This is a genomic window from Tunturibacter gelidoferens (assembly GCF_040358255.1).
GTDB lineage: Bacteria > Acidobacteriota > Terriglobia > Terriglobales > Acidobacteriaceae > Edaphobacter > Edaphobacter gelidiferens.
The window spans coordinates 2,808,580-2,828,537 of record NZ_CP132938.1 but is presented as its reverse complement, the minus strand read 5'-3'; the positions used below and the strand labels follow the sequence as shown (position 1 = coordinate 2,828,537).

Annotated in this window: 18 protein-coding genes; 9 read left to right on the top strand and 9 right to left on the bottom strand. The window is 56.2% G+C overall.

Going from position 1 to position 19,958, the window contains the following annotated elements; genetic code table 11:
• Positions 1–219: 219 nt before the first annotated feature.
• The 4 genes from RBB81_RS12635 to RBB81_RS12620 all read right to left on the bottom strand — a co-directional run bounded on the left by RBB81_RS12635 (position 220) and on the right by RBB81_RS12620 (position 6,323).
• On the bottom strand, positions 220–2,040 hold the full coding sequence (locus RBB81_RS12635) for an acyl-CoA dehydrogenase family protein (RefSeq protein ID WP_353070865.1): 1,821 nt from the start codon (positions 2,038–2,040) through the stop codon (positions 220–222).
• Positions 2,041–2,081: 41 nt separating this feature from the next.
• A complete protein-coding gene (locus RBB81_RS12630; protein WP_353070864.1) occupies positions 2,082–2,510 on the bottom strand; it encodes a hypothetical protein in 429 nt (142 codons plus the stop codon).
• 18 nt (positions 2,511–2,528) lie between these two features.
• Positions 2,529–3,707: a thiolase family protein gene (locus RBB81_RS12625; RefSeq protein WP_353070863.1), complete on the bottom strand. Its 1,179-nt coding sequence runs from the start codon at positions 3,705–3,707 to the stop codon at positions 2,529–2,531.
• A gap of 96 nt (positions 3,708–3,803) precedes the next feature.
• On the bottom strand, positions 3,804–6,323 hold the full coding sequence (locus RBB81_RS12620) for a 3-hydroxyacyl-CoA dehydrogenase/enoyl-CoA hydratase family protein (protein ID WP_353070862.1): 2,520 nt from the start codon (positions 6,321–6,323) through the stop codon (positions 3,804–3,806).
• Positions 6,324–6,843: 520 nt separating this feature from the next.
• Here RBB81_RS12620 and serS point away from each other — a divergent pair.
• The 3 genes from serS to RBB81_RS12605 are packed head-to-tail and all read left to right on the top strand — an operon-like array spanning position 6,844 to position 9,306.
• Positions 6,844–8,172: a serine--tRNA ligase gene (gene serS, locus RBB81_RS12615; RefSeq protein ID WP_179582352.1), complete on the top strand. Its 1,329-nt coding sequence runs from the start codon at positions 6,844–6,846 to the stop codon at positions 8,170–8,172.
• Between the two features lie 5 nt (positions 8,173–8,177).
• Positions 8,178–8,558, top strand: coding sequence for a hypothetical protein (locus tag RBB81_RS12610; protein ID WP_179582350.1), 381 nt, complete (start codon positions 8,178–8,180; stop codon positions 8,556–8,558).
• 43 nt (positions 8,559–8,601) lie between these two features.
• Entirely contained in the window at positions 8,602–9,306 is a 705-nt protein-coding gene (locus RBB81_RS12605) for a LolA family protein (RefSeq protein ID WP_183788829.1), read from the top strand.
• 51 nt (positions 9,307–9,357) lie between these two features.
• Here RBB81_RS12605 and RBB81_RS12600 read toward each other — a convergent pair whose 3' ends face one another.
• Positions 9,358–10,416, bottom strand: coding sequence for an aminopeptidase (locus RBB81_RS12600; protein WP_179582346.1), 1,059 nt, complete (start codon positions 10,414–10,416; stop codon positions 9,358–9,360).
• A 480-nt stretch (positions 10,417–10,896) separates the two neighbouring features.
• Here RBB81_RS12600 and solA point away from each other — a divergent pair, with 480 nt between their 5' ends.
• Entirely contained in the window at positions 10,897–12,054 is a 1,158-nt protein-coding gene (gene solA, locus RBB81_RS12595) for an N-methyl-L-tryptophan oxidase (protein ID WP_353070861.1), read from the top strand.
• A 1-nt stretch (position 12,055) separates the two neighbouring features.
• On the opposite strand, the gene RBB81_RS12590 is transcribed toward solA, so the two are convergent.
• The 3 genes from RBB81_RS12590 to RBB81_RS12580 form a co-directional block, all read right to left on the bottom strand.
• Positions 12,056–13,159, bottom strand: a complete 1,104-nt coding sequence (locus tag RBB81_RS12590) for a carboxylate-amine ligase (protein ID WP_353070860.1) — start codon at positions 13,157–13,159, stop codon at positions 12,056–12,058.
• 215 nt (positions 13,160–13,374) lie between these two features.
• Positions 13,375–14,388 carry an ATP-grasp domain-containing protein gene (locus tag RBB81_RS12585; RefSeq protein WP_353070859.1) on the bottom strand — a complete coding sequence of 338 codons (1,014 nt, stop codon included), beginning with the start codon at positions 14,386–14,388 and terminating at the stop codon, positions 13,375–13,377.
• Positions 14,389–14,561: 173 nt separating this feature from the next.
• The gene (locus tag RBB81_RS12580; RefSeq protein ID WP_353070858.1) at positions 14,562–15,272 is read right to left on the bottom strand and encodes an esterase family protein; all 711 of its coding nucleotides are present in this window, start codon (positions 15,270–15,272) and stop codon (positions 14,562–14,564) included.
• Between the two features lie 144 nt (positions 15,273–15,416).
• Here RBB81_RS12580 and RBB81_RS12575 point away from each other — a divergent pair, with 144 nt between their 5' ends.
• From RBB81_RS12575 to rimM, 4 genes are all read left to right on the top strand, one after another.
• Positions 15,417–16,214 (top strand): alpha/beta hydrolase, encoded by a 798-nt coding sequence (locus RBB81_RS12575; protein ID WP_353070857.1) that lies wholly within the window; start codon positions 15,417–15,419, stop codon positions 16,212–16,214.
• 149 nt (positions 16,215–16,363) lie between these two features.
• The gene (rpsP, locus tag RBB81_RS12570; RefSeq protein ID WP_179582336.1) at positions 16,364–16,612 is read left to right on the top strand and encodes a 30S ribosomal protein S16; all 249 of its coding nucleotides are present in this window, start codon (positions 16,364–16,366) and stop codon (positions 16,610–16,612) included.
• Between the two features lie 289 nt (positions 16,613–16,901).
• Positions 16,902–17,201: a KH domain-containing protein gene (locus RBB81_RS12565; RefSeq protein WP_179582334.1), complete on the top strand. Its 300-nt coding sequence runs from the start codon at positions 16,902–16,904 to the stop codon at positions 17,199–17,201.
• A gap of 54 nt (positions 17,202–17,255) precedes the next feature.
• Positions 17,256–17,861 carry a ribosome maturation factor RimM gene (rimM, locus tag RBB81_RS12560; RefSeq protein ID WP_179582332.1) on the top strand — a complete coding sequence of 202 codons (606 nt, stop codon included), beginning with the start codon at positions 17,256–17,258 and terminating at the stop codon, positions 17,859–17,861.
• A gap of 35 nt (positions 17,862–17,896) precedes the next feature.
• On the opposite strand, the gene RBB81_RS12555 is transcribed toward rimM, so the two are convergent.
• Positions 17,897–18,787, bottom strand: a complete 891-nt coding sequence (locus RBB81_RS12555) for a hypothetical protein (protein WP_353070856.1) — start codon at positions 18,785–18,787, stop codon at positions 17,897–17,899.
• Positions 18,788–18,963: 176 nt separating this feature from the next.
• Here RBB81_RS12555 and trmD point away from each other — a divergent pair, with 176 nt between their 5' ends.
• On the top strand, positions 18,964–19,788 hold the full coding sequence (gene trmD, locus RBB81_RS12550) for a tRNA (guanosine(37)-N1)-methyltransferase TrmD (RefSeq protein ID WP_353070855.1): 825 nt from the start codon (positions 18,964–18,966) through the stop codon (positions 19,786–19,788).
• Positions 19,789–19,958: the final 170 nt, after the last annotated feature.

Below are 19,958 nucleotides of genomic sequence, written 5' to 3'. Positions count from 1 at the left end.
CTTAGACAGACGATAAAACGAAATGTTGCGTTTACAGATGTAAAGAGATTATTTCGTCTCTCTGATTGTGCCATTTCAGGAAGAAAAGCTGGAACCTAGAGCCGCGCAACCCTTTGGCAGATGTTCAATGGCTCCACATCGGATCGTTTTGTCCTCACTCCCACCAAAAAAGGACCGGCCGAGGATCGCTCAACTAGTCCTTTTCAAAATCACATTCCCCTAAATACTGTACTTTCCTGCCTTCAGCACGTGCTGAGCTACCTGCCGGCGCAGCTTGATCGTATTGGCGGAGTCATGTTTGGACAGGCGGCGAAGAATCGTAAGCTGAGTCCGCAGCATATCTCCCTCAGCCACCGCCGCTATCACCTTCCGCGCTGCCAGCTCGACCGTAGCCATGGCCTTATCAGCATAGATCCGCGCCATCGCAACGGGCATAGCTGAAGCCTCCGCCGACTGGCCTGCCGCGATCTTCTCAGCGCGTAGAATCGCACTCTCCATCGCGAAGACCTCAATGATCATGTCCGAGATGGCCCCCATTACCTCCTGCTCATCTGCGATCTGTGCCATATACTTCTGCGTAGCAGCTCCAGCGACAAACAGTGTCAGCTTTTTTGCATTCGCCAGGAGATTGCGCTCGTCAGCCAGCGGCCCTTCGCGCTCCACTTTCTCGCTCGGCCCTGACATCACCTCGTCCATCAACTTCTTGATTGCAGGCATCAGGGCCAGCTTGCCACTCATGGCAGACTTCATCAGCCAGCCTGTGATGATCAGCCGATTGATCTCGTTGGTTCCCTCGAAGATCCGATTGATTCGAGCATCGCGGTAAGCCCGCTCGGCCGGAAACTCTTCGACATAGCCATAGCCCGCGAAGATCTGCAGCGTCTCGTCGACGACCATGTCCAGCATCTCGCTCGCCCACACCTTCACAATCGAACACTCAACCGCGTAATCCTCGATACGCTTCTGAATCTCCTTCGTATCGTTCTTATCCACACCTGCCAAAGCCCTATCGATCAGCCCCACCGTGCGATAACACACCGCGCCGCCAACAAAGATGCCAGCGGCGCAGTTCGCAATCTTCTCCTGAATCAGCCCAAACTCGGAGATTGACTTTCCGAACGCCTTTCGATCAATCGCATACCTAATCCCATTATTCAACGCCATCCGCGCACCGCCGATCGCGGCATTCCCCAACTTGTAACGCCCGACATTAAGAATATTGAATGCAATGTGATGGCCCTTGCCCACTTCCCCCAGCAGATTTTCCGCCGGAATCACACAGTCGTTAAGAATCAGCGGACACGTCGAGCTACCGCGAATCCCCAGCTTGTGCTCCTCTTTCCCCTGGGTAAAACCAGGCGTTCCGCGCTCGATCAAAAACGCCGTAAGCTTCTCCTTCCCCTCATCCGGACCGTCGGGAATCGCGCACTTCGCAAAGACTGTGAACAGATCCGCAAATCCCGCATTCGAAATCCACATCTTTTCGCCGTTCAGCGTGTAGGTCTTCCCATCCGCAGAGAGCACCGCCTTCGTCTTCGCATTGACCGCATCCGAACCGCTCGTCGACTCCGACAGCGCATACGCCGAAACAATCTCACCCGATGCAATCTTCGGCAGATACCTCTTCTTCTGCTCCGCGTTGCCGTACCAGACCAGAGGCAGAGTCCCGATGCCGGTATGTGCCGAGAACGCCACCGAAAAGCTAGCCTGCTTCGAGATGTTCTCCGCGACGATAGCGGAGGTAGCCTTGTCCATCTCCAAGCCGCCGTACTCCTCAGGAATATCAATCGCGGTGAGTCCAAGCTCCGCGGCCTCCTTCAGCAGACGCTTCGTAACTGAGAAGTCCTTTGCCTCAATCGAGTCAGACGCTGGCATAATCTCGTTGACCGCAAAGTTCCCGGTTGTCTCAGCAATCTGCTTATGCTCATCGGTAAAATCTTCAGGAAAGAAACAATCCGCAGGCGTCGGATCGCTGATAAGAAAGCTGCCACCAGCAATCCGGGGAGTGGTGGTCGGGTCGGGGGTCGTCATCGTTGCCATGGTGTTACTCCTTCTGCAGCTTCTGGGCTCAAAATTGCGAACTAATCCACTTCAGCGATCAAATCTTCAGGTGCGGCGGCCTTCCATCGAACAACACAATGTTGGCCCTTCCAGCGAAACGTCTGCAATTCTGCTTCAGCGAGTGATACCGGCGGTTGTTCCACGGTAATCCACCTTTCATGCTCTACACCGTCCGAAACATACTTCGCCAGAATTGAAACTTCGTACAGCGCCGTTCTGCTACCTTTAGCATTGCTCACCGTCTCGATCACCTCAGGGCGAACCTCTTCGACAATGGCTGTGGCGCACTTCCAGCGTTGTTGAATCTCGTGATGGTGCCGGTGTTTGATAAAGAAAGCTACTGCGACAAACACCGCAGCCAGTGCGATATATCCACTCACTACTCGAATCGAATGCCAGCCATCACAGCTGCCGGGCCGCAACTTTGACCAGCTACTTCGATCCGACATGGAGTCTCGACTCATTGCCTAACTCATCGCCTCATAGATCCCAGCCGCTCCCATACCGCCGCCTACACACATCGTGACAATCCCATACTTCGCGTTACGCCGAGGCATCTCGCGCAGAAGTGTTGCGGTCAGCTTCGCACCGGTGCAACCAAGCGGATGCCCCAGCGCGATTGCGCCGCCATTCACATTCACCTTCGCTGGATCGATCCCCAGCACCTTCAACACCGCGAGGGACTGCGCAGCAAAGGCCTCATTTAGCTCAAAGAGATCAATATCTTCCATCGAAAGGCCGGCCATCTTCAACACCTTCGGAATCGCATGAATCGGCCCAATGCCCATCTCCTCCGGGTCGCATCCCGCATAAGCGAACGCAATAAACTTTCCCATCGGCTTGATGCCAAGCTGAGCGGCACGGTCCGCCGACATCACAACTGCCGCCGCAGCTCCATCCGAGGTTTGGCTGGAGTTTCCGGCTGTCACAGTTCCCTTCGCATGGAACACAGGCTTCAACTTCGCCAGCGCTTCAAGAGAAGTATCGGCACGCGGGCCCTCATCCTGCTTGAACGTCGACTCGTTCATCTTAGCCTTCTTGCCATTCGGAACAGAACTTGTAACCGTCACCGAAACAATCTCATCCTCAAATTTCCCGCCGCCGATCGCAGCCAGCGCCTTCTGATGACTCTCATACGAAAACTGGTCCATCTGCTCCCTCGTGATCCCATAGTGAGTTGCCACGCGCTCCGCTGTAAGCCCCATGGACATATATGAGCCCGGATAGTTCTCCACCAGCCACGGGTTGACCGAGATCTTGTTGCCGCCAAACGGAACATAGGACATACTCTCCGTCCCGCCTGCAACAATACAATCCGCCGACCCGCCACGAATCCGGTCCGCAGCCAGGGCAATGGACTGCAACCCTGACGCGCAGTAGCGGTTGATGGTCATCCCTGCAGTAGTAACCGGCAAACCCGCCCTAAAGCTGGCGACCTTTGCCACATTCATTCCCTGCTCTGCCTCAGGCATGGCGCAGCCCAGGATCACATCTTCGATCTCCGACTTGTCGAGCTGCGGAGTACGCTCTAACGCACCACTAATCGCAAAGGCCGCCAAATCATCCGGGCGAGTAGTACGAAGGGTGCCGCGCGGGGCTTTTCCAACGGCGGTGCGAACAGCGGAGGCAATAATGACTTCTTTCATAACCAACTAACTCCCGATCTCTGTCTCCGAATCTACTCCGAAGACCGTTAAATGAAAGGTATCTTTTGACTTGAACTAACTGCTAGGAACCCGCTCCTAATTCCGCAAAGGCTTGCCCGTTTTCAAAGTGAACGCAATTCGCTCCTGCGTCTTCTTTTCTCCACAAAGCGATAGGAAAGCTTCACGCTCAAGGTCCAGCAGATACTGCTCTGTAACCGGCGTACCCGGTGTGACCTTCCCTCCGCATAGCGCATACGCCACCCAGTTCGCGATTTTCGCGTCATGATCAGAGATGTACTGCCCCTCCCGCATAGTCCACACCGCCAGCTTCAGCGTAGCCAGTGCATTCTCTCCTGGAGCTGCAATGTCAGTACGCGGGGCGGGCGCACTATAGCCAGCATCGGCGATCGCGCGGGCCTTCGTCTTCGCATCCGTCAGCAGCCGCTCGCGATTCATCGTAATGTTGTCCGACTGCTTGAAGAAGCCGAACGAACGAGCCTCCGCCGCACTGGTCGAAACTTTCGCCATCGCGATCGTCTCGAAGTTCTTCTTAAGCGCTTCAAATATCTCGACGCCCTCGCCGCGTGCGTCCGGACGAATGCTCGATCCAGCCTCTACCGACCGGATCGTCATCTCCTTACAACCGCCGCCGCCCGGAATCAGCCCAACGCCGGCTTCCACCAGACCCATATAAAGCTCAGAGTGAGGCTGACGCGCAGCGGCATGAAGCGAAATCTCCACGCCTCCTCCCAGACACATTCCATATGGCGCAACCACCACAGGGCGCGGACAGAACTTGATGGCCTGCGTCATATTCTGGAACGCGCGCACTGCCATCTCCACCTCATCCCACTCCTCTTCCTGAACCCCAAGGAGAAGCTGCATTAGGTTCGCACCGACCGAAAAATTAGTGGAGTCACCCGTAATGACGAAAGCCTCGAAGTTGCTTACGATCTCGCTCGAAGGCTTCAGCGTCTGTGTAATCAGACTGACGATGTCATCGCCCAGTGCATTCATCTTGGAGTGCAACTCAATCGCAGCCACTCCATCGCCCAGATCGATGACCGATGCGCCCGGGTTCTTCTTAACTACCCCATTCGCCTTCTTGATCACCACCAGCGAGGTCACTCCCTCCGCCGTCACCACCGGCTTGTATTCCCCGCTGACAGGATCGAAGAACAGCCGCCCCGATGCGATCGAAGCATCATCCTTGTACCACGCAGGACTCGCCTCGCCGTGCTTCTCCGCATAAGCCAGAACCTTCTCCACGTTCGCCGAGATCTGCGCACCAGCAGCGCGCATCTTCTCCGTCGTGGCGAGCACACCCGCAGCATCGAACATCTCAAATGGGCCAAGCTCCCAGTTGAAACCCGTCTTCATAGCCTGATCGATCTCAACTATATTGTCCGCGATCTCCGGCACCCGGTTCGCGCTATACGTAAACAGCTCCGTCAGCAGCGGCCAGTAAAACGCAGCAGCCTTGTCCTTCGTCGCATCCGCATGCAGCAGCTGCGCGATGCGTGCGTGAGTCGACTCCACATTCTTCGCCATCTCGATCGCAGCAAACTTCGGCCGCATACTCGGCTTGTAGTCCAGCGTCTGCCAGTCCAGAACATGGCGCAGATCCCGACCCTCTGCGTCTTTGCCTTCCTTTTTATAAAAACCCTGCTTTGTCTTGTCTCCAAGCCACTTCTTCTCCAGCATCTTGCCGATAAAAGGCGCAAGCGTCACCTCGGCACGCTCGTCCTTGATCCTTGTGGCCTGCGCGGAAAAGTTCGTCGCCACATGTGCCAGTACATCCACGCCGACCATATCGCCGAGTCGAAAAGTCCCACTCTTCGGCCAACCTAGCGCAGAGCCAGTCAACGTATCAACCTCCTCGATTGACAGACCCTGCTCCTGCATCAGGCGAATCGCATTCCCCATCGAGAACGTACCAATCCGATTCGCAATAAAGTTCGGCGTATCGTGCGAATGAACAATCGCCTTCCCCAGCCGCAGATCGCAGAAGCGCTCCACCGCCGCAATATCCGCCGGATCCGTGTCTGGAGTCGGAATAATCTCGAGCAGTCGCATGTACCGGGGCGGGTTGAAGAAGTGCGTTCCAAACCAATGGCGGCGCAACTCCATCGGCATTCCTTCCACGATCTTGTGAATCGGCAGTCCGCTCGTATTGCTCGTAATGATCGTGTCCTTACGGCGATGTTGCTGCACCTTATCCAGCAGAGCCCGCTTGATCTCAAGATTCTCCGCCACTACCTCGATGATCCAGTCACAGTCCGCGATCAGAGCCAGATCGTCCTCGAAGTTGCCAATCGCTATCAGCCGGGAGCTCTCGACCGCATAAAACGCCGCAGGCTTCGACTTCTTCAACCCATCCATGGCCGCCAGGACAAACTTGTTCCGCTCCTGCTTCGGGGCACTGGCATCCGTACCCAGCGGAACGATATCCAGCAGAACCACCGGCAACCCGGCATTGGCGATGTGGGCTGCGATACGCGAACCCATGGTTCCCGCTCCAAGAACGGCAACCTTGGTGATCTGTCTATGTTCCCTAGACTGGCTGGGCTTTGCCGCACTCTGCGGCGTGGGTGCTTCGATGGTGCTAGAAGGCATGGTCAAAGGCTCCGGCGGGCAGGAATACCCGAACGATGCGAAGCATACTGAATGACCATTCAGTCCGTCAAGTGGATAGCCACTCGATTCACTAATTCATTCATTCTAGGACTCAATCCCGCGGCCCGTTAGCCCTTTTACTTGTCACGGCCGAAGCGAATCTTCTTCGCTCATTTGGGTCGTAGGTAGGAGGTTGCGGGATCAAATCTCATCACTCCTGACTGCGATGCCCTGCCGTCTGTCTGTATAACCCGTTCCAGTGGTGTCTTGGTATTGGCATAGTTAAAGCTGGCAAGAGTTGAAGTAGATGCTCGTTTCAGCACAAGACTGAACCCGTGCGATCCGAGGTAGCCGGCTCGAAACTGATCGATAACCAACTTCAGCTTTACGTGAGCATGCAGCCGGGGAGCCGAGATAACCGGAAAAAATCGACTTTCGTAGTCAACTGAAGGTAAAGGGCGAGTATGGCAAAGACATCGCTGGTCCGTGTTCCAGCGGGAAGACGCTAAAATGTAACGTGATGATTGATCTTGCATTTGTTCGGGCTAATTTGGCCCTTGTGAAAGAGAAGTTGCGTAATCGGGGAATAGATCCCGAACTTGCACTGGGTAACTTCGTCGAAGTCGATCGCGAGAGGCGAGAGGCTATCACTCGAGTGGAGACGCTCAAGGCCCAGAGAAACAGGTTAACGGAAGAGATCGCAAAGCTCAAACGTGAAGGAGTAGATGCAACCTCACAGTCCGATCAGACACGCGCCCTGAAGTCTGAAGCAGAGTCGCTTGAGTACTCCGCAGCAATTGCCGACGAGCGATTGAAAGAGATATTGCAAGCCCTCCCCAATCTGCCGCAGGACAGCGTACCCATCGGCAAATCGGCGGACGACAACCGACAGGAGAAGGTCTGGGGCGAGCAAACGGTCTTCGACTTCCCCGCAAAACCTCATTGGGACCTCGGCGAAGCGCTGGGCATCCTCGATTTTGGTCGCGCGGCCAAAATCTCAGGCTCGCGCTTTGTTGTCCACTTCGGCCAAGGAGCACGGCTCGAACGCGCCCTCGCCAACTTCATGATTGACCTTCACACTGGCGAGCACGGCTATACCGAAGTCCTGCCACCGTATATGGTCAACTCTAAGTCCCTCTTTGGCACGGGCCAGCTGCCGAAGTTTGCCGAAGATAGCTTCCATTGCGACGACAAGGGTTCCTACCAGACCGGTGTTTACCAGGAGAACGATCATTGGCTCATCCCTACTGCTGAGGTTCCAGTCACGAATCTATTCCGCGATGAGACGCTCGAAGAATCGCAGCTTCCAATATCCTTCTGCGCCTACACCCCTTGTTTCCGGTCCGAGGCAGGCTCTTACGGAAAGGATGTTCGTGGCATGATCCGCCAGCATCAGTTCCAGAAGGTCGAGTTGGTCAAATTTGTACGCCCCGAAGACTCCAACGCTGAGCATGAACGTCTCACGCGTCACGCCGAGACCGTGCTTGAGCGTCTCGGCCTCCCTTATCGGCGAATGCTGCTCTGCACGGGCGACATGGGCTTTTCTGCTGCTAAAACCTACGATCTCGAGGTGTGGTTGCCCGGTCAACAGCTCTATCGCGAGATATCGTCCTGCTCCAACTTTGAGTCCTTCCAAGCTCGTAGGGCAAATATCCGTTACCGCCCGGCCCAAGCAAAGAAGAGTGAGTTTCTTCACACCCTGAATGGCAGCGGACTAGCCGTAGGCCGCACCTATCTTGCGATTCTGGAGAACTATCAGCAGGCTGACGGAACGATAAAGATCCCATCCGTGTTAGTTCCGTATATGAACGGCGATACAGTCATCGGCAAGCAGCAAGGCAGGAGCTAACAACCATGTTCAAACTGATCCGCAGCTACATCTTCTGGGCCTACGAGCGAGGCAGCTTCCACTATGACGTCATGGTGACAGCCATTCTCGTCTTCATGTTTGTCTCGCCCCGCTTGATTGACTTCAAGGACAAACCCGTTGAGACGATCGCTCTCCATGCGAGCGAGGTGCTGGTCCGAGAAGCTGGGACCTCCGGCGGAAGCAGCCGCTTCATCTACCAGGTTCGCGCTGATGATATGAGCGGCGCTAGCACTGACCTCGAGCGCCGCGCCGCGATCTTGCGCGTGATCGAACCGATATCTGGCGAGGTATCGATCCAGCGGTACGAGGCCGTCCACGACGCACAGGGGAAGATCATCGCCTACAACGCCTGGGTGCTTCGTTAACTTCTGACACATAATGCATCCAACTTCCAGGAGCACCTGAGTTATGACCACATTCCGTCGTATCGTTGCATCACTTTTCCTGTCATCTGTTGTTTCAGGTCTCGCCACAGTTTCTGGTGTTGCGCAGCCGAAGCCTGGCCACCTGGATGAAGTGCTTCGTCAGATGGACGCGGCGAGCCTGAAGTTCCAGTCGGCTGAGGCCGATTTTCAGTGGGACCTTTACGAGAAGGTTGTGCAGCAGACGACCACGCAGAAGGGCACCATTTACTTCAAGAAGGAAGGCGTGAAGACCGTCATGGGAGCCAAGGTTGCGTCTCCCTCGATCAAGGTTCTTGAATACCGCAACGGGATTCTGACTCTGTTTGACCCTGGCACCGACCACGAGACCATCATTACTCCTAAGGGGAACCAGGCTCAGATGGAGAGCTTTCTCACGCTTGGCTTCGGTGGCAGTGGCAGAGAGATGGCCAAAGCATGGGCAATCTCAGATCTAGGGGATGAGATGCTGAACGGAGTGCAGACCGCTAAGCTGGATCTGGTGCCGAAGGATCCGTCTGTCCGCAACAATTGCACGCATATGACGATCTGGGTAGACCCTGTCCGCGGCATTACTCTGAAACAAAGCTTCTACATGCCGTCCGATGACTATCGAACTGCCGTCTACGCCAACATCAGATACAACCAGGGTGTAGATACCAAGCCTTATCAGATAAAGACTGACAGTAAGACGACGACTGATTCGCACTGAGGTTATCGCGGAGCACTGTAACGCGGACCGGACTCCTTCAGTACAGCCCGCTCAGGCGTCGAGTAGAAACTGGCCGTCGCGCATGATCTGCTCTTCACCCTGCGCGTCGCCAAGCCAGATGCTGAACTCGAGGCCTACTACGTCGATGTGGGTGGAGGACTTCCAGGGGGCTCCGGTGTGAGCGCCGTAAGGATCGCCGAAGGCGATGTGGATGCCGGGGAATTTTTCGTCCTGAAGGATGTTGCCGATGACGCGGTCGACGCCGATGTTGGTGCCGATGGCAAACTCGCCCACTCGGTCGGAGTTTTCGTCGGTGTGGGTGTAGGCCCAAAAATCGCGCTCGAGGGCTTTGTTCTCGCTGGAGGCACGAGTGATCCGATTGCCTTCGATGTTGATCGTGAGGGGATGGGCGCGGAGGATGCCGTAGCGAGCGCAGAGGAAGTCGCCTACGACGCCGTCGACGACGAAGACGCCGTTGACCTCACCGGGAGCGGTGAAGCATTCGCCGCCGGGGAGGTTGCCCCACTTCTCGGTGCTGATGATGCCTGAGGTTTTGAACCAGCGATAGTCGGGGTTGAGCTGGGCGTGAATGTCGGTGCCGGCGGGGGTGGTGGCGCGGACGTAAGTGGCGGCGCGGACCTTGTCGAGGACGGCCTGGGAGAGCCGGTCGATAGCGAGGAAGTCGGCGCGCATACCCTGGGTCATGATCTCGGGGGTGATGTTGACCATGTGGGCGTGGCGCATGCGGCGGCGATTGACGACGTCGGTCATCTGCATACGACTGTGGAGCTCGTTGGGCTGGACTTCGACGGCAAAGATGCTGACCTGCGAGGACTCCATGTCTTCGAGGATGGCTGAAGGCAGATCGGTAAGGGGGCGTGGGGCGAGAGCTTCGAGGACGAAGGCGTTCCAGGTGCAGCCGATCTGGTCTAGCTCCGCGACGAGGGAGGCGGCGATGGTGAGGCAGCGCTCGTCGGTGATGAGGGTGACCTTCTCGTTGGGTTGGATGCGCAGGCAGGTAGTGACGGCGTTGCGAGCACCGGGGGTGAACTCAGGGGGGAAGGCGGTGGTGCGGAGGTCTGGTGCTGCCTGCGTTGCTTGATCAACCATGGGTGCGGCCTTCCGAATAAAACTTCTTTCTAAGATAGCTTGTTACTGAGGAGTTACAGGAGAAAAAGGAGTTTGAGAGGGTATCTACTGCTCCCCCTCCCCGGCACTTTGGCGCTAAAGTCTTCCATCTTTGAGGCTTAGGTTTGGACTTCCTTTTTGACTTAGATTGACTTAGAAGCAAAGTCTTGAAAAGACAGATGCTTCTTTCGATTACTGTCTGTAAAGTCCTCATTTCATTGGCCTGTAGAAAACGAAAACCCCGACACTGGGTCGGGGCACTCTTTGGTCCTGTTTTAATTATATCGGGTTTGGTGGGGTATTGTGCCATGCGAATCTGCTTGTCTGGCGCGGTGATTTGCGATTTTAGGGCTTGACAGGTTTGTCCAAAAGGAAACGCTCCTGCAAAAGATCCTCCTAACCACATATCGTTAGAGAAGGAGACTTTGGTCCCTTAATCCTTGAACTGTTGCACCTTGGAGGGTGACGCTGGAAAGCACATTTGACGTTATCGTCGTCGGCCTCGGCGCTATGGGAAGCGCCACGTCATACCAACTATCTAAGCGAGGCGCAAAGGTGTTGGGGCTGGAGGCCTTTACTCCCGCTCATGATAAGGGGTCGTCGCACGGGGAGTCGCGCATTATCCGGCAGGCGTACTTCGAAGACCCTGCCTATGTTCCGCTCGTTCTACGGGCATATGAGCTTTGGGACCAGTTGCAAGAGGAAAGCAACGAGAACCTCTTGACCATCACTGGTGGCGTTGCTATTGGACCGACCAAAGGAACGCTGGTGACGGGCTGCTTGAGAAGCGCGACAAAGTACGGTCTCGGACACGACCTATTCGACGCCAAAGAGATGCGCCGTCGCTTTCCGCAGTTTGCCCTGACAGAGGACGAAGTCGCTTTCTACGAAGAGAAGGCAGGCTACCTCAAGCCCGAGGAATGTATCCGACAGCATCTACGCGGTGCATCCAGGCGCGGTGCAGATCTTCGTTTCGAAGAACCAGTGCTTTCGTGGACGGCTTCTCAAGAGGGTGACGGTGTAAGCGTTACGACAGAAAAGCAGACTTACCATGCCAGATCGCTGGTGATTTCTGTTGGTCCGTGGTTCGCGGAGCTGTTACCAGACGTTGCGATGCCGGTCGTCGTCTCGCGCAGGGTGCTGTTCTGGCTTAAGCCTCTTTACGAATCTTCCAACTTTGATCGTGGAGTGTTCCCGATCTTCCTATGGGAGCCTGAGGGATCTCCGTTGTTCTATGGCCTTCCGCGAATAAGCGAAGATGGGAGCCCAAAGGTGGGGATTCATTCTGGTAATGAGACATGCACTCCGTCGACAATCGACCGGCGCATCCATCCGCGTGATGCATCAGCAATCAGGTCTGCTATCGGGACTAGAATTCCCGCGCTCAACGGGGAGATCTCTCACACGTCGACCTGCATGTATACGATGACGCCTGACGAACACTTCATTATCGATACGCACCCCAATTATCCGCAGGTGAGCCTTGCTGCCGGATTCTCCGGTCATGGTTTCAAATTTTCTTCCGTAGTAGGAGAGATTCTTTGCGACCTCGCAATGACACGAGAGACTTCAACGGATATCCGCATCTTCTCAGGTTCCCGATTTCTTAAGCATGGGTAGGTTATAGGCCGGCGCGGGTTTCGGCGGCCATGTAGTCGACTACGGATTTCAGGCTGTTGGTTTCGCGGTAGGTTTTTAGCTGGCGATCGGCTCCGGAGCCTTCGCGGAGCATGGTGTGGATGTAGTTGATCTCGGTGCGGCTGCCTAGCTCGTCGAGGACGTCATCGACGAAGGCGAGGTATTCGATGATGAGATCGCGGACGGGGACCTCGGCCTGTTTGCCGAAGTCGATCATCTTGCCGTCGAGGCCGTAGCGGACGGCGCGGAATTTATTTTCCATCAGCAGAGCGCGGGAGTACTGGCGGTAGTCGATGTTGCGGGAGTGGAGGTGCCAGAGCTTGCAGGCTGTGGCCTGGATGAGTGCAGCGATGGCGATGGACTCCTGCGCGCGGAGGGGGATGTCGCAGATGCGGACTTCGACGGTGTCGAAGAAGGGATGAGGGCGGACGTCCCACCAGATTTTTTTGGCGTTGTCGATGGAGTTGGTTTTGATGAGGAGGTTGACGTAGCTCTCGAACTCGGAGTAGCTGGCGAAGCTGTCGGGGAGGTTAGTGCGGGGAAAGTTTTCGAAGACCTTGGCGCGGTAGCTCTTGTAGCCGGTCTCCATGCCGAGCCAGAAGGGAGAGTTGGTGGAGAGGGCGAGGATGTGGGGAAGGAAGTAACGGAGCGAGTTCATGATGCGGATGGCGGCTTCGCGGTCTTCGATGCCGACGTGAACGTGGAGGCCGAAGATGAGGTTGGCGCGGGCGACGAGCTGGAGGTCTTCGACGACCTGGGCATAGCGAGGATCGGGGTAGATCTCTTGGACGCGCCAGTCGGCGAAGGGGTGGGTGGCGCCGGCGATGAGCAGGAGGCCATGCTCTTCGGCTAGGGCGATCATGTTGCGGCGGAGATCGAAGAGATCCTCTTGCGCTACCTGAATGTTGCTGCAGATGCGGGTGCCTACTTCGATGACGGATTGATGCATCTCGGCCTTGACGCGCTCTTCGAGACGAAGCTTGCCCTTGGCGAGCATCTCGGTGGCGATATGAGAGCGCAGATCGCGGGTCTCGGGGTCGACTGTCTGGTACTCCTCTTCGATGCCTAGCGTGAAGGATGGCCGCATATGCTCTCCGTCTTTCAATTGTGAGTCAGAAGCGTACCACTTGAAGCAAGGGTGGTGGAAAAGCAAGGCAAGCACAACAGCAGATTCCTTCGCTGCGCTGCGGAATGACAACAAAAGAACGGGCAACGGCAAAAACAAAACTGTCCAACTGCTACGGTCGAGATGACGATTCTTGAGGAGCGCCAGTAGTGGTTATTCTTCTTTTTTTGCTGTAGCTATTCCTCTTTTTTTGTTTTCTTCTTCACCGCTTTTTTGGGTGCAGATTTGGCGCTTGATTTAGATATCTCTTTTTTCCTCGAGGGGGCGAGGAACGCGGACCAGTTCATCTCCGTTTTCACTTTGGCGGAGGATTGCGCCTTTTTTACAGCTAGTTTCGCGACCTTGTCGACGATCCAGTCGAAGCTCTCCTTGCCGACGGCGTGAAGGTCGGCGTCAGGTGCGGGGTTCATGAAGTCGATGGCGTAGGGGCTGCCGTCTTCTACGGCGAACTCGACGGTGTTGAGGTCGTAGCCGAGGGCTTTGCAGAGGGTGAGGGCGTCCTTTTCGACGCGCTTGAGGAGGTTCTTGTCGTACTCCGGTGGGTCGAGGACGTAGCGGTGCTCGTGTGGGCGGCGCGGATCGTAGGGCATGATGCGGACGTCAGTTTGACCGACGACGTAGCAGCGGAAGTACTCCTTGAAGTTGACCGCAGCCTGAAGGGTCATGCAGAGGTCGCGGGTCTGATCGTAGGCATAGAAGAACTCGTCGCGATTGTGGACGTGGAAGACATCGCGCCAGCCGCCACCGTCGTGAGGTTTGAGGAAGGCCGGAAAGCCTACGTAGTCGAAGATGCCATCCCAGTCGAGAGGAAACTGCAGGTTGCGTAGGGAGCGCTCGTTGATCTGTGGTGGAAATTTTTTGTGCGGAAGGAGAACAGTCTTAGGGACGGCTACGCCTAGTTTTGAGGCGAGGGCGTAGTTGAAGAACTTGTCGTCGGCGGACCACCAGAAGGGGTTGTTGATGATCTGTGTGCCGCTGAGAGCCGCGTTTTTGAGGAACGAACGGTAGAAGGGCATGTCGTGCGAGATGCGGTCGACGATAACGGCGTAGCCCGAGGGCGCGGCCATTTGAACGCCGCCTACGCAGACGAACTCCGCGTGAATGCCTTCGATCTCCATCGCGTTGATGCGATCGACCAACGCACCGGGAAAGGTATTTTCCATTCCGAACAGAACACCGATCTTCTTCACTGAATCCTCCATACGGGTTTTGGGTTTGGTTAGGGGGCGGCTCGAGTCGTTTCTCCTGCAATGTCCTGCCGGACGGGCCCACTGCGCGTGGGGCGGTCACTACGTGACGTGTATACCGGTCTTGATTGTTTTGATGCTTGGTTCCTCCCGTTGGTCGGGATCAAGGCCTGGCTTTAGAGATAGGTCTGCAGCATTCTCTGCCACCAAGGCCAGTCGTGGCCTGTGTTGTCGCCCCAGACATCGAGGCGGCAGGGGATGTTTTTTGCGCGGAAGATCTGCGCCATGCGTTCGTTCTCGTTCCAGCACTGGTCGTGGACGCCGGTTGCGAGAACGTAGTTGTTACGGCGGTAACGGTCGAGATACCAAGGGTCGCCGATGTTGGGGAGATAGTGCGTGGGGATGTTGAAGTAGCAGTCGTCGTCGTAGTAGCCGCGGAGAAAGTGGGATGGGTCGAAGGCTCCGCTCATGGAGAGCATGCCGGTGAAGACGTCGGGGTGACGGAGGGCGATGTTCAAGGCGTGGTAGCCGCCGAAGCTGATGCCGATGGTTCCGATGCCGGAGTACTGGTTCATCTGGCGGATGAGGGGAACGACCTCATTCATGATGTAGTTGCCGTACTGCGCCTGACGGGCGATTCGCCAGCGGGGTGGGACGTCGCGGTTGTACCAGCTTTCGCCATCGACCGAGTCGACGCAGTAGAGCTGGAGGTGGCCGTGCTCGAGCTTGTCTTGCACGGTGCTGACCATCTGGCGATCTTCAAACTCGTAGAAGCGGCCCTGGGAGGTGGGGAAGACGACGGCGGGATACCCTGCGTGTCCGAAGATGAGCAGTTCCATATCGCGCCCGAGGGAGGGAGAGAACCATTTGTGGTATTCGCGCTTCATCGAGCTCCCTCTGCTAGTCTGATGCAATCGTAGTTTATTGGAGCAGCTTCTTTCGCATTGAAACAAACATCGCCATCTCATTCAATTTCTGCGCTTAAGCCACTTGAGCGCGAGCTTGCGTCCGTCGGTTTGCCCGAAGAGGCGATGACAGAGCATACCGCAGACGAACTGGATTCCAATCCGAGATATAGCGTACGTAAGTTTCATTCGGAGATTCTGCCGGACGACCGGATGATTTCGGTCTATCTCCCACCGCAGTATCTGGAGGATGAGGAGCGGCGCTTCCCTGTTTTTTATCTGCACGATGGTCAGAATTTGTTTGACGGGCGGACGTCGTACATCGCGGGGCGGACCTGGAATGCGCATACGACGGCTGACGAGCTGAGCCTGAACGGTGAGATTGAGCCGGTGATCCTGGTAGGCGTTGCAAATACAGGACTTCGCCGGATGGCAGAGTACACGCCGACGCGTGACTTGAAGATGGGTGGGGGAGAGGGACGGAAGTATGGGCGGTTGCTGGTCGAGGAGCTGAAACCTCTGATTGACCGCTCCTACCGGACCTTGGCCGATGGAAAGAATACCGGGCTTGGCGGGTCGTCGCTGGGCGGACTGATCTCTCTGTATTTGGGATTTTCGTACCCGGAGGTGTTCGGCAAGCTCGCGGTCATTTCGCCATCGCTGTGGTGGGATCAGCGCAGCATTTTGCAGGTGATCGAACGAACGGACCCGAAGCCTGAGCTTCGTCTCTGGCTGGATATAGGGACGGCGGAGGGGGTTCGTCATGTTCGAGACACGGACATGCTGGAGCGCGTGCTGCTGAATCGGGGCTGGCGGGCCGGAAAAGACCTTATCTATGAGAAGGTTGACGGAGCAGTTCACGATGAAAATGCCTGGTCGAAGCGCTTTGGGGATGTGCTGCGGTTTCTTTTTCCGTCAGGGTAAGAGAGTTTGCGCTTCTTCGTTGCGGAAAGGCGCGTTTTCAGCCATACTTAGATGTTGGGTAATGTATCTAAAGTCCCTGTCCGAGAAGGATCGACAGCGCGGCTATGTCACCCAAACCAATAATGTTCTGAAAGGCATTGCCCGTGTTGATGATTCGTTTGGCGCGCGTTGGAGCGCGTAAGCAGCCACATTACCGCATCGTTGTGATCGAGAAGGACCGCGCCCGTAACGGCCGTTCGGTCGAAGTAGTGGGGACGTACAATCCGCGCACCAACCCTGCGACGGTTGATTTGAAGCGTGACCGCATCGACTACTGGACCGGAAACGGAGCACAGTTGTCTGAGCGCGTGGGTAAGCTGATGGCGCAGAAGCCTGCAGAGGCAGTCGCGGTAGCCTAGGAGTTACTGGTCAATGCTATCTTTGGGCATGAGGTAATGGTTCCCAAAGATAGCTGACACAATAGGTTCCTTGAAGCACGTCCTGGTACCGTTTCACGTAGACTCCTTGGTATTGCACAGTCGAACTGCAGTGGCCTTGCAAAGCAGAAGGCCCGGGGTTTATTGCCCTGGACTTCCTGCGACCGGTGTATCGCTCGTTGCAGCACTTCCTGGAAGATCTCGCAGTAGACGAGACAAAGGGAAAGAGCTTGAGCGTTCCTCCGTGACTCCCAGACCCAGAAGGTGTGTGATGACCCAGGCAACCCAGTTTCCTGCAGGGGACAACCCTGTAAAGAACATGACAGACCTTGTAGCAGAGATAGCCCGTGCCTTGGTAGACGACCAGGACAGTGTCTCGGTCGAGGCCATAGAAGATGGCGAATGCACCGCGATTCGCTTGCGGGTCGCTGCCAGCGATGTCGGTAAAGTGATCGGGAAGCAAGGACGGACAGCGCGTTCCATGCGCACGATTCTTAGCGCAGCCAGCATGAAGCTGAAACACCGCTTTTCGCTCGACATCGTTGAAGAGGATCATCCCCCTGCACCATAAAGCTCAGAGCAGCTTGCAGGATCTGGTTTTTTGCTTCTCCTCAGATTTTGCTCTATGACGCAAACTACTCCAGCCTGGATTGTGTTGGCACATCTACTTCGGCCGCAAGGTCGCAAGGGTGAGGTTCTGGCGGAGCTGTTTACCGACTTCCCCGAGCGGTTTGAGGAGCAGACGAGAGTGTTTCTCGCGCCCTCGGGCTTTGAAGGGGAGGAGTCGGAGGCACGTGCTATAGAGGTTGTGGCGTTCTGGCTGCCCGTTGGGAAGAACCAGGGACGCGTCGTACTGCAGTTGTCGGGTATTGAGACGATTTCGGATGCTGAGGCGGTCGCCGGATTAGACGTGCTCGTCCCTCGAGAGGAACGGCTTCCGTTAGATGACGATTCGGTCTACATCAGCGAGTTGATCGGCTGTACGGTGTATGACCGAGCAACGGCGGTGGGTGTTGTAGAAGATGTTCAATTCGCTACAACCGCAGATGGGGCGCGCCGACTGACCGACGCTGCACCGCTGCTGGAGGTGAGGTCGCTCGCCGGGGATGTGATTCTCATCCCGTTTGCGAAGGCGTTTTTACTGGCGGTGGATACAGAGGCGAAACGCATCGAGATGAAGCTGCCTGATGGTTTAGTCGAAGTCAATCGAAGCTCGGGCGACGAGAGCTAAGTTCGAAGCATCAGCGCAAAGTTCAAAGCAGAGAGCTAGAAGTGATAGGCCACTCCTAACGAGAGGATCGGATAGACGGGGACCTTCTTCAGGTCTTCGTTGATTTTGTGAATCTCCTGCGTGAGGCTGGCCTGGACCTCGGAGTTGCCGCCGAAGCTGGTGCAACCATCGTTGGTGCAGGCGGTTCCGGTGAGATTGACGTTGATGGTGGCCGCGCCGGTGTAGGCGACCCCGAACTCCATGGGGACGGAGAGGCGGCGGCTGTTGCGGGGAAGGATGTTACCGAAGCCTAATAGAAGCATGGGGGACAGAGTGCGTGGATACGCGAGCGACATGTTGCCGTGGACCGGATCGCCGACGCTGTTGATGAAGCTCTGGTCACCGAGGGTGAAGTTCTGGCCGGCAGGGACCGTCGCAGCCGAGGAGACTGTGTTTTTGGAGTAGAGAATGCCTGGGCTAATGTGAAAGGCGTGACCACCGGGGAACCAATCGAGAGTGCTCTGCGAGGATTTGAAGTGGAGATTCGCGTTGTAGTTCACGCCGTCGATGCCAAAGGGGTAGGCGAAGGCCAAGAAGTTGACGCCGGAGCGGAGATTGAAACGGCCGAAGAGCGGCGTAGCCAGTTCTGCGCCGGCTCCTAACGTATTGGCTTTAATGCCAAAGGCTGCCGTGCGGAACGGTCTTTGGGATGGGAGCTCTTTTTCGAGCTGGGGTGCAGGGGTGATACGGATGACTCCTTCGGCGCTGGAGGATTCGAAGGCTGGCTTATGCGATTCTTCGGTCGATAGGCTGGCCGTTGCCGGCAGAGCCAGGGCGAGTTGCGAGGGCGCAACGGGATTCGAGGGCGTTTGTTGCTGTGCTGTAACCGTGAGGCTGAGAGACGACGGCAGTAAGATCAGGAGAGCGGCGAGTTTTCGTTGAAGCATATGGATGCTCTTTCGGCTCGCCGCGATGACCTGAAAAGACGGCGGGAGAATCGCCCAGGTCCTCTGATCATCTCGATGAGATCTTCGTTGAGATCAGTCGCGTGATTCCACAACTTCCAAGTGATATGGTGCAACCTGGGAGTCAAAAACGAGCGGCTGTACCGCTCTTATCGTCTATGCGCTTTGACATCATTACGATCTTTCCCGATTTCTTTACAGGGCCCTTCGATTACGGGATTCTGAAGCGCGCTCGCACTACGGGTCTGGTGCAGATTGCAACACATGACCTGCGCAGCTTCACGCACGATCGCCATCGAACGGTGGACGACCGGCCGTTCGGCGGGGGCGAGGGCATGGTGCTGAAGGCGCAGCCGATCTATGAGGCGATGCAGTCGCTCGGGATTGCGCCAAAGGCTGAAAGACATCAGCAGAAAGAAACGGTGATCCTACTATCGGCGCAAGGGCAGCCGTTCACTCAATCGCTGGCGCATGAGCTTTCGACGACGGAGCGGGTTGTCATCTTGTGCGGGAGATATGAGGGTGTCGATGAGCGCGTTAATGAACTGCTCTGCGACCGGGAGATTTCAATTGGCGATTATGTTTTGTCGGGTGGGGAGTTAGCGGCGGCGGTGATTGTTGACGCTGTGGTTCGACTGCTGCCGGGGGCTCTGGGGAATCCTGACTCATCGCGATTTGAAAGTTTTGGGGCTGACGATGTCGTGGAAGTTACCTATGCTGCGGATGGGCCGCCGCGGTCGACCTATGGAGCGGGAGGGTTGCTGGACTACCCGCACTACACGCGGCCAGCGGATTTTATGGGGACAATGATTCCAGAGGCACTGTCTGGAGGCAATCATGAGGTGATCCGACGATGGAGGAGGAGGATGGCGCTGAAGAAAACACTGGAGAACCGTCCGGACCTGTTGGAGAGGATTGAGATTACGGATGAAGACCGCGAGATTCTGGCGGAGCTACGGGGCGGCGATTCAGGATCTTTTTGAGGGATCTGGCCTGCCGGCCGGGCCCACTACGCGTGGCGCGGTCACTTCGTGACTTGTATATCCTGTTGAGGGAACTGAGAAAAGCGGCCCTCCCGCCGGGCGGAGGAGATGATTCTAGAGGCATTTTGCGGAGATTTCGTGTACACTGGAGGTCGAGTCCAACATAGGAA

Coding starts and splice junctions, on each gene's coding strand:
- RBB81_RS12605 (WP_183788829.1), top strand. CDS start 8,602: ATGACCACATTCCGTCGTATCGTTGCATCACTTTTCCTGTCATCTGTT.
- RBB81_RS12630 (WP_353070864.1), bottom strand. CDS start 2,510: ATGTCGGATCGAAGTAGCTGGTCAAAGTTGCGGCCCGGCAGCTGTGAT.
- RBB81_RS12590 (WP_353070860.1), bottom strand. CDS start 13,159: ATGCGGCCATCCTTCACGCTAGGCATCGAAGAGGAGTACCAGACAGTC.
- RBB81_RS12555 (WP_353070856.1), bottom strand. CDS start 18,787: ATGCTTCAACGAAAACTCGCCGCTCTCCTGATCTTACTGCCGTCGTCT.
- rpsP (WP_179582336.1), top strand. CDS start 16,364: ATGATTCGTTTGGCGCGCGTTGGAGCGCGTAAGCAGCCACATTACCGC.
- RBB81_RS12610 (WP_179582350.1), top strand. CDS start 8,178: ATGTTCAAACTGATCCGCAGCTACATCTTCTGGGCCTACGAGCGAGGC.
- RBB81_RS12635 (WP_353070865.1), bottom strand. CDS start 2,040: ATGGCAACGATGACGACCCCCGACCCGACCACCACTCCCCGGATTGCT.
- serS (WP_179582352.1), top strand. CDS start 6,844: ATGATTGATCTTGCATTTGTTCGGGCTAATTTGGCCCTTGTGAAAGAG.
- trmD (WP_353070855.1), top strand. CDS start 18,964: ATGCGCTTTGACATCATTACGATCTTTCCCGATTTCTTTACAGGGCCC.
- RBB81_RS12600 (WP_179582346.1), bottom strand. CDS start 10,416: ATGGTTGATCAAGCAACGCAGGCAGCACCAGACCTCCGCACCACCGCC.
- RBB81_RS12575 (WP_353070857.1), top strand. CDS start 15,417: ATGACAGAGCATACCGCAGACGAACTGGATTCCAATCCGAGATATAGC.
- RBB81_RS12625 (WP_353070863.1), bottom strand. CDS start 3,707: ATGAAAGAAGTCATTATTGCCTCCGCTGTTCGCACCGCCGTTGGAAAA.
- rimM (WP_179582332.1), top strand. CDS start 17,256: ATGACGCAAACTACTCCAGCCTGGATTGTGTTGGCACATCTACTTCGG.
- RBB81_RS12580 (WP_353070858.1), bottom strand. CDS start 15,272: ATGAAGCGCGAATACCACAAATGGTTCTCTCCCTCCCTCGGGCGCGAT.
- RBB81_RS12620 (WP_353070862.1), bottom strand. CDS start 6,323: ATGCCTTCTAGCACCATCGAAGCACCCACGCCGCAGAGTGCGGCAAAG.
- RBB81_RS12565 (WP_179582334.1), top strand. CDS start 16,902: ATGACCCAGGCAACCCAGTTTCCTGCAGGGGACAACCCTGTAAAGAAC.